Origin of the sequence: Shewanella sp. 3_MG-2023, assembly GCF_030548765.1 — a bacterium.
In the GTDB taxonomy this organism is placed as follows: domain Bacteria; phylum Pseudomonadota; class Gammaproteobacteria; order Enterobacterales; family Shewanellaceae; genus Shewanella.
In genome coordinates, this window is the sequence record NZ_JAUOSH010000031.1 from 45,836 (window position 1) to 55,014 (window position 9,179).

General features: G+C 41.3%; 8 protein-coding genes and 1 tRNA gene. All 9 read right to left on the minus strand.

Translation table 11 applies throughout. The features are described 5' to 3' along the window. Positions 1 to 166: 166 nt before the first annotated feature. The 9 genes from nth to Q4591_RS16245 all read right to left on the minus strand — a co-directional run bounded on the left by nth (position 167) and on the right by Q4591_RS16245 (position 9,179). Positions 167 to 808 carry an endonuclease III gene (nth, locus tag Q4591_RS16205; protein WP_303446531.1) on the minus strand — a complete coding sequence of 214 codons (642 nt, stop codon included), beginning with the start codon at positions 806 to 808 and terminating at the stop codon, positions 167 to 169. 3 nt (positions 809 to 811) lie between these two features. Then, positions 812 to 1,507 carry an electron transport complex subunit E gene (locus tag Q4591_RS16210; protein ID WP_076536406.1) on the minus strand — a complete coding sequence of 232 codons (696 nt, stop codon included), beginning with the start codon at positions 1,505 to 1,507 and terminating at the stop codon, positions 812 to 814. Beyond that, complete coding sequence (rsxG, locus tag Q4591_RS16215; RefSeq protein WP_303461918.1) at positions 1,500 to 2,135, minus strand: electron transport complex subunit RsxG; 636 nt, start codon at positions 2,133 to 2,135, stop codon at positions 1,500 to 1,502. Before rsxG ends, Q4591_RS16210 begins: the two co-directional genes overlap by 8 nt. Before the next feature lie 12 nt (positions 2,136 to 2,147). After that, complete coding sequence (rsxD, locus tag Q4591_RS16220) at positions 2,148 to 3,197, minus strand: electron transport complex subunit RsxD (RefSeq protein ID WP_102437230.1); 1,050 nt, start codon at positions 3,195 to 3,197, stop codon at positions 2,148 to 2,150. A gap of 2 nt (positions 3,198 to 3,199) precedes the next feature. Then, on the minus strand, positions 3,200 to 5,695 hold the full coding sequence (rsxC, locus tag Q4591_RS16225; RefSeq protein ID WP_303461921.1) for an electron transport complex subunit RsxC: 2,496 nt from the start codon (positions 5,693 to 5,695) through the stop codon (positions 3,200 to 3,202). Beyond that, positions 5,689 to 6,306 (minus strand): electron transport complex subunit RsxB, encoded by a 618-nt coding sequence (gene rsxB / locus Q4591_RS16230; RefSeq protein WP_102475526.1) that lies wholly within the window; start codon positions 6,304 to 6,306, stop codon positions 5,689 to 5,691. Before rsxB ends, rsxC begins: the two co-directional genes overlap by 7 nt. 2 nt (positions 6,307 to 6,308) lie before the next feature. Further along, positions 6,309 to 6,887: an electron transport complex subunit RsxA gene (gene rsxA / locus Q4591_RS16235; protein ID WP_076536414.1), complete on the minus strand. Its 579-nt coding sequence runs from the start codon at positions 6,885 to 6,887 to the stop codon at positions 6,309 to 6,311. A gap of 137 nt (positions 6,888 to 7,024) precedes the next feature. Further along, the gene (locus Q4591_RS16240; protein ID WP_303461923.1) at positions 7,025 to 8,926 is read right to left on the minus strand and encodes a GGDEF domain-containing protein; all 1,902 of its coding nucleotides are present in this window, start codon (positions 8,924 to 8,926) and stop codon (positions 7,025 to 7,027) included. A 177-nt stretch (positions 8,927 to 9,103) separates the two neighbouring features. Next, positions 9,104 to 9,179 (minus strand) — tRNA-Asn (locus Q4591_RS16245).

A 9,179-nucleotide genomic window follows, 5' to 3' on the forward strand; every position in this document is an offset into this window, starting at 1 on the left:
AAATAGATCACAGTATTAACATTTTATTAATGCAAAAGTATTAACTGATTTGGGCGCGGGATTGTATTTACAGGATGGTATTTAACAGTTTAACCATTGCCAATTGGAAGGCAATGGTTCGTAGAGATGCTCTAATAAAAAGTACTAAAAAGATAACATTAGATGATTAATCTTCTGGGTAAACCTTATCTTTGTATTCGCAAAGGTCTTCTATCATACAGCTACCACAGCGAGGCTTGCGGGCGATGCAGGTATAGCGTCCATGTAAAATAAACCAGTGATGTACATCGACTTTAAATTCGGCAGGGGTGACTTTCAGCATTTTTTCTTCTACTTGGTCGACATTTTTACCCATGGCAAATTTAGTGCGATTTGCCATACGAAAAATATGGGTATCAACAGCGATAGTAGGCCAGCCAAATGCAGTGTTGAGTACCACGTTGGCAGTTTTACGGCCAACGCCAGGGAGTGCTTCTAATGCCTCTCGATTTTCAGGTACTTCGCCGCCATGTTGATCAATTAGCATTTTACAGGCTTTAATAACATTTATCGCTTTGTTGTTATAAAGCCCAATGGTTTTAATGTAAGTTTTTAAGCCATCAACGCCAAGATCGTAAATTCCTTGAGCTGTGTTGGCGACAGGGAATAATTTGTCAGTGGCTTTATTGACGCTGACATCGGTTGCTTGTGCCGACAGGGTAACGGCAACCAGCAGTTCAAACGGCGATGAAAAATTTAATTCAGTTTCAGGTTTAGGGTTATTGTCCCGAAGACGGGTTAACATTTCATAACGTTTTTGTTTGTTCATCTATTAGCTAACCTTGGTAATTCTGGCGCGCGCTATGGCTTCGCTTTGTTGTTTTGGTTGTCGGCTTTCGAGTTTTGCATCAATAACATTTTTAAGGGCAATTAACAGTCCCATGGCGATAAACGCCCCCGGCGGTAACATTGCAATTAAAAAATGGCTATCGAGTTGAAATACTTGAATCGTCAGTGCGCTTGCCCAGTCACCTAACAGCAGCTCAGCACCATCAAATAAAGTGCCTTGACCAAGAACTTCACGTACTCCGCCAAGCACCACTAAAATGGCGGTAAACCCAAGTCCCATCATGAGCCCATCAAAAGCAGCGCTGCTAACATTGTTGCGTGATGCAAAGGCTTCTGCTCGGCCAATGATCACACAGTTGGTGACAATCAAGGGCAAGAAAATGCCTAAAGAAAGATATAAGCCATAGGCATAAGCATTTATTAACAGCTGAACACAGGTTACTAGTGCGGCAATGATCATCACAAACACTGGAATACGGATTTCTTTTGGAACAAAGTTGCGCACCAATGATACCAGTACATTAGAACCAACCAGCACTAGCAGTGTGGCAACACCTAAGCCTAAAGCATTAGTTACCGTAGCTGTTACAGCTAATAACGGACATAAGCCTAATAACTGAACCAATCCGGGATTGTTTTTCCATAATCCTTGCCAAGCTATTTCGCGGTAATTAGTCATGATCTCGTCCACATTGGTTTACGGTGCTATAAAGCATTTGCCTGTTGTTTTTAACATAGGTTAGGGCATTATTAATCGCTTTGACATAAGCTCTTGGGGTAATGGTAGCCCCTGTAAATTGGTCGATGTTACCACCATCTTTTTTAACGCCTAATGGTTTATCGTTTGAATTAAAAACTAACCCATCAAAGGCTAAAACCCAGTCAGATTTTCTTAAATCAATTTTGTCACCTAAGCCAGGTGTTTCCTGATGTGCTAAGGTTCTTACGCCTAGTAGGGTGTTGTCGTTATCGACACCGATAATAAGCTTGATATCACCGTTATAACCGTCAGGGGCAATGGCTTCAATGGCCATTGCAACAGGTAAATCGCCCTGTTTAGCAATATAGGCTGATAACGATTGATCGCTGCCCAAATATGCTTCATCAATCACGGCAATACAATCGTCAGTTAATGCATTGTCATGCATTGCTTGAGGTATGATTTGTTGCAGCACGCGTGTAAGTTGCTTGCGTTGCTGGTCAATAATCCTGTCTGCAGTTAAATAGTTCACGCTTGCTACTAAGCCAGTGCAACACAAAGCAAATATTGCAAGTATCAGGCCATTTCGTGTAATAATATTAGACATAATAAATCCTGTTTAATTTCCTGCTCTATGGCCGTATGAGCGCGGACGAATGTAGTAATCAATAAATGGGGCACACATATTGGCAAGTAAAACTGCAAAGGCGACCGCATCAGGGTAACCACCATAGGTTCTAATCACAAAAATAAGCACGCCTATGATAGCGCCAAATAACAATCTGCCCCGGGGACTGGTTGCAGCGGTAACAGGATCGGTCGCAATAAAGAAAGCACATAACATGGTGCCACCAGAAAACAGATGCAGTAATGGGCTAGCATGAGTACTTGGATTTAATAAAAATCCCACACCTGCACAGATAAATATCGCTAATAATATGCCAGTACTGATCTGCCAGCGGATCACCTTGAGCTTTAACATCACAAGGCCACCAAGTAAATACGCAATATTGACCCAAAGCCAGCCAACACCTGCTATGCCGTCAAAAACATTCTTCTGTAAACTTTCGGCGCTAGTTAACCCCATAGATAAATCAGTTTTGAATGTGTCTAACGGTGTCGCCATAGTATGACCGTCGATGCCAAGGCGATATAAATGAATATCCACATTGGATAATTCAAATATTGAATTTAATGCTGCAATAATGCCCACATGATTGCTAGCAAGTTCTGCAGGTGCAACCCATGAGGTCATTTGCACTGGAAACGAAACCAGTAATAGAACATATGCAGCCATGGCAGGATTAAAGATATTATTACCTAGCCCGCCATATAAATGCTTTACGATCACGATAGCAAAAAGACAGCCTATAACCGTCATCCACCAAGGTGTTAAGGGCGGTATGGCAACGGCAATCAATAAAGCTGTAACTAAGGCACTATTATCTGCTAAGGCTGTTTTAATTGATTTATTACGTAACTTCATTATGCAAGCTTCAGCGCTTAAGGCTGTTACTACGGCAATAATGATTTGTACCAAAGTCCCCATACCAAAGAAGTAGGTTTGGGCTAAAATACCCGGAATTAAACAGTAGGCAACACGCAGCATGACTTTATTGGTCTGCAGTGTGGTACTGACATGTGGAGATGAAGCTATTTTAAATGCCATGTTTATTCCTTTTCACTCAGCTTACGCTGATTTTCAAGCTTCTTCGCTTTTGCTTTAGCAACTGCAGCTGCAATTTTCGCTTTTTTGTCGTCAACGGGTTCTGACTGTACTTTTGTCACTTCGCTAACAACTTGCTCGTTAGCAGCTTGTTCGTTAGTAGCTTGAACAGAGGCAGAGACATCATCAGTTGCATTTGTTGCAGCGAGCTTTTTCGCTTTAGCTCGTGCAACGGCAGCCGCAATTTTCGCTTTTTTGTCGTCAATTGGTTTTGACGTTACTTCTGTTACTTCGCTAACAACTTGCTCGTTAGCTACTTGAACAGAGGCAGAGATATCATCAGTTGCACTTGTTGCAGCTGTTGCAGCGAGCTTTTTGGCTTTAGCTCGTGCAACGGCAGCCGCAATTTTCGCTTTTCTGTCGTCAATTGGTTCTGAGGTTACTTCTGTTACTTCGCTAACAACTTGCTCGCTAACAACTTGCTCGTTAGCTACTTGAACAGAGGCAGAGATATCATCAGTTGCACTTGTTGCAGCTGTTGCTGCGAGCTTTTTGGCTTTAGCTCGTGCAACGGCAGCCGCAATTTTCGCTTTTCTGTCGTCAACTGCTTCTGACGTTACTTCTGTTACTTCGCTAACAACTTGCTCGTTAGCGGCTTGAACAGAGGCTGAGACATCATCAGTTGCACTTGTTGCAGCGAGCTTTTTGGCTTTTGCACGTGCAACTGCTGCGGCGATTTGTGATTTTTTGTCTGTAGCTGTGTTGCTAGGTTCACTGCTAGTAGTAACAGTGCTAGTAGTAACAGTGCTAGTAGTTACAGGCGTGTCATTAGCATCAGCTGGAACTGCACTGGCGAGTTTCTTGGCTTTTGCTCGGGCAATAGCGGCTTTAACTGCTGCACTTTTATCTGTAGTGGCACTATTGTTATTGGTTTCTGCAGCGGGTGTTGCCGTCGCTTGCTTTTTGGCTGCAATACGCGCCATTGCTTCTGCAACAGCATCTTTTTTACTGCTATCCATAGCAGCTTTACGTTTTTCTGCTGCGAGTCTTGATTTTTCTTCGCGGGCACGCTTTTCATCTTCAAGGCGTTGCAAGCGGGCTTCAAAACGTATTTTAGCCTGTTCAGCTTGGAATTTTTCTTCCGCTTCATTTTTAAGCGCTGATTTGGCAATGCGATAATACTCAACAAGTGGAATATCACTGGGGCAAACATAACTGCAACAGCCGCATTCAATGCAATCTTTTAAATTAAAGCTAGCGGCCTTATCGTACTCCTGGGCTTTTGCATGCCAGAATAATTGTTGCGGTAACAACAGAGCTGGGCAGACAACAGCACATTCTCCGCAGCGGATACAGGCTTTTTCATCGACATCAGGGGCGATTTCATCACTGCTTGGTACCAATATGCAGTTTGTTCCTTTTAATACTGGAACATCAGTATTGGGCAGTGCATAACCCATCATAGGACCACCGATGATGACTTTAGCACTTATGTTATTAGTGTCTTTGACTGGCGTTTGTGTTTGCTTGAGTGCATGGGTGATCGGTGTACCGATAGGTAACCAATAGTTGCCTGGTTGTGATACTTGATTACCCGTGATGGTCACTAATCTCTCAATCAGAGGTTTACCATTTAACACAGCATCTTGAATCGCAAAGGCGGTGCCGACATTGTGCACCACAATACCTTGCTGGGCCGGAATGCTACCTGTGTGTATTTCTTTACCGGTCACAATTTGAATCAACTGCTTTTCGCCACCGGAGGGGTACTTAGTTGGAATGATGGTGATACGAGTCATTTTTGCTAAGGATTCAAAGCCTGCTAACGCCGTCTTCATCGCTGCAGCAGCTTGTGATTTGTTATCTTCGATAGCGATAATTATCCGTTGAGGTTTCAACAAATAATCGATGACTTCGATGCCTTTGATGATGTCAGTTGCGTATTCACGCATTAACACATCATCAGAGGTGATATAAGGTTCACACTCAACACCGTTAATGATCACAAGATCAATTTCACTGGCTGGATTAAGTTTTATATGACTTGGAAACGTTGCGCCGCCCATACCCGCGATGCCAGCTTGCTTAATTTTCTCAATAACTTGTTGGTTACTCAGTTCTGTCAATGTCGCAGGCAAAAATACCGCAGCAGTATCTTGACCATCAGCGGCAATGGTGCAAGTTAAACAAGGTAAACCAGAGGCATGATTACTTGCATGCTGTTCAATACTGATAATTTGACCAGATGTAGGCGCATGTACAGGAAGGTACATAAAGCCTTCACCATCAGTGAGCATTTGCCCTTTGAGTACCTGCTCGCCGACTTTTACTGTTAAACGAGCGCAATCACCGACTTGAGGCAGCGGTACTCTATATTGAGCTGCTAAGGGGAGTTGGCGTACAGCTTGAGTATTAGACAGAGTCTTAAGTTGTGGAGGGTGTATTCCACCTGGAGAATGCCATAAAGTCCCTTTATCAATTTGTTCTAATAAAGTTAGCACTGAGATTCCTCGTTTACATCGTTTACTTTAGCTGCTTTTGAGCTTTTAACATGATCAATATCAATAAGCGTGACTGGGATAGAAGATAATTTCCAATCCCAGTTCTTTAGGTTTTGTTCAACTGGGATCATATCAATACAGTCAACTGGACAAGGCTCTACACACAAATCACAGCCGGTACAATCTTTAGTAATAACCGTATGCATCAGTTTACCCGCGCCTAAAATGGCATCTACTGGGCAGGCTTGAATACATTTAGTACAACCAATACATTCATCTTCTCTGATGTAGGCGACTTTTTTAACCGTTTCCTGAGCTACTTCGTTTAATGGCTCTGGATCAACTCCCATTAATGACGCAAGTTTCTCCATAGTCGCAGTGCCACCAGGCGGGCACTTATTGATGTTATCACCATTGGCAATAGCTTCAGCATATGGTCGGCAGCCTGGATACCCACATTGACCGCATTGGGTTTGCGGCAACAGGGCTTCTACTTGATCGACAATAGGGTTTCCTTCGACTTTAAATTTAATTGAAGCGTAACCAAGAATTAAGCCAAATATTAAGGCTAAGATGGTTAGCACAATGACAGCGATTGCAATACTAGACATGATTATTTAACTAGCCCCGCAAATCCCATAAAGGCAAGCGACATTATGCCTGCGGTAATCATGGCAATAGCACCACCTTTAAAAGGTAAAGGCACGTCAGCCGCCGCCAAGCGTTCGCGCATGGCTGAAAACAATACTAGTACTAAAGAAAATCCAACCGCTGCACCAAAACCATATACTGCAGATTGAATAAAGTTATGATCTTCATTGACGTTAAGTAGGGCGACACCGAGTACTGCGCAGTTGGTAGTGATGAGCGGGAGATAAATCCCTAATGCTCTATGTAAAGAGGCACTGGTTTTTTGTACTAACATTTCAGTAAATTGCACCACAACAGCAATGACCAAAATAAAGCTCATGGTTTTTAGATAGGTGATACCAAAAGGCTCAAGTAAAAATTCGTTGGTTAAGTAGCTAAGTATAGATGCTAATGTGAGTACAAAAGTTGTTGCCATGGACATACCGATGGCAGAAGCTAACTTGCTAGATACCCCCATAAAAGGGCATAGTCCAAGGAATTTTACTAATACAAAATTATTAACTAGCACTGTGCCAATTAACAGTAAGAGATAGTCTGTCATTACTACACTTTTCTATATGAGAGTTCTTTAAGAGATTAGCAGTATTATCTAAGGTTTAGGCTGGTTTAACAACGGATAAAAAAAAGGGTTATGTAAATAATAACCCTTTTTTTGAATAAAGGTCTTACATTGGTTATTTATTTATCTGTTTTCGCGATAATTTCTGGTCTGGCAATGTAATAACCTTGTAAGCCATCAACGAGTAATTTTTCAAGTGTTAGTTTCTCTTCTTGCTTTTCTACGCCTGTAGCGACCACTTTTATGCCAATTCTTTTGGAGATATCAACAATCATTCTTATGAAGAATCTATTGTTGTTGTTTTGATCAATCTTATCGCTATAACTGCTGTCAAGCTTGATAAAATCGGGTTTTACTTCCCTAAAGAATTTGAAAGATGAAAAACCTAATCCAAATTGTTGAATGGCAACCTTAACGCCAACTTTGTGCATCTCATTAACGAAGCGTTGGCTTGCATTTAAGTTCTTCTGCATACCTGATTCATTGACTTCAAAGATTAATCTTGCAGCAACACTGCGGTGGCTAGATAAAATATCTGTTAACCAAGACACAAAGACTTCATGGGTAGCAGATGAGGCACTAATATTGACGCCAAAATTACCCTTAAGGCTTGGATTGGTGCTGAGTAATTGTATGCAATGAACGATGAGCATTTTATCCAAATCGATATTTAATCGATGACGTTCAGCCATTGCGACCACACTGGCTGTGGGTAAATTGGAGCCTTCATTATTAAAGAAACGGGCAAATAACTCACGATAAACATCGACTTGATTATTACAAGGTAAGATTGGTTGTTGAAAAAACTTAACCCCTTTGCGGTTAATGAGGTCATTGATGGTTACTTTCCAGTGGTTATCGCCTAATTGTTCGTTACCATTGAATTTTTCAAGAATATGGTATCTGTTAAGGCCAGATGTTTGCGCGATGCTGACTGCGGTATCCGCGAACACCAATAGCGCGTGAGGGTCAAACTGGTTTTCAAAAGGGACTAAACCGGCATTGGCAATATTATCGGGTTCAATGGTTTGGGCATATTCATCAAAGCTTCTTTTTAGGTTATCTAAAAATCGCTCAGACTCTTTTGTCGTAATACCATGAATAAATAATGCAAAATCACTGCTTGATACCCGGTAAAATTCATTGACTCCCATCTTAGAGCCAGCTGTTCTGATGCAAGTCGCAATTTTATTTAAATAATCATCGCCAGCTTCACGTCCTTGCAACTGGTTTATACTGGCAAGTTCAGCAGCTTTAACAATACAAAGCACGCCAAATTGCTGCTTATCTGATTTCGAAATAGATTTTATTTGATCGTCAAAGCGTCTTCGGGTTGAAAAGCCGGTGACAGCATCCTGATAAGCGGCTTTGGTAAGGGTATCATTTTTGTTATGAAAACTGTCGATGCTGGCTTTTAATTCGCCTCGGCTCTTTTCAAGAGCAATACCTATGGGTTTAAGCGAGCCTTTTAATCTTGAGGTTTCTACAGCTTGAAATGACAGACTAGAAATATTACTGATGTAATCAGATGCATACTTTATCCCTCTGCGGTGCACATGCATTAACAGCGCAAAACTCAGCATAATAACTAAATACGCTAAAATGGTCAGACTCGCTGCTTTTTCAAGGTTAACAAAGCTTGTGGTGATAACTGAACTCGTGTTTAACCGGACTTGCAGGCGAGCGTCAGCAAACGTATTAATATGACCTAATTCGATAGAAAAAATTTTATCTTCAAAGTCGGCGTCAGTTTTAGCTAACGTTCCATAGGTAAAGTTATTATCACTGTCAGTACTGTGGATGTATTGGAAAAATTGGAAGCTAAAATTTTCGCTTAATTGCTGAAAGAGTGCCTGTCCATCACTATTCCATTCTGTAATTGAATTGATTTGGTGCTTGTAATTTTCAATTGCAATTTGGCCTTGGCGTTGCATTTCTTTATTTTCAAGGTCATAAATACGAAATAATAACAGACCAAAAATAACAAAAAGTACTAACTGGAAAGATTTTGATAAGCCCATGAATGATCCGTTTCCTGTCTTAAATGCTTGAGTTTAATGAGAATAATGTACTCAAGGTATTATAAACTTAAAAAAGAAATATAACTGTATTAAATTGTAATAGAAAAAGACATAAAAGGAGAGGGTTTTAAACTAAAAACGTGAGATATAACATGATGATATGCTAGAGGTAAATCTTGGCTCCCCGGACTGGACTCGAACCAGTGACATACGGATTAACAGTCCGCCGTTCTACCAACTGAACTACAGGGGA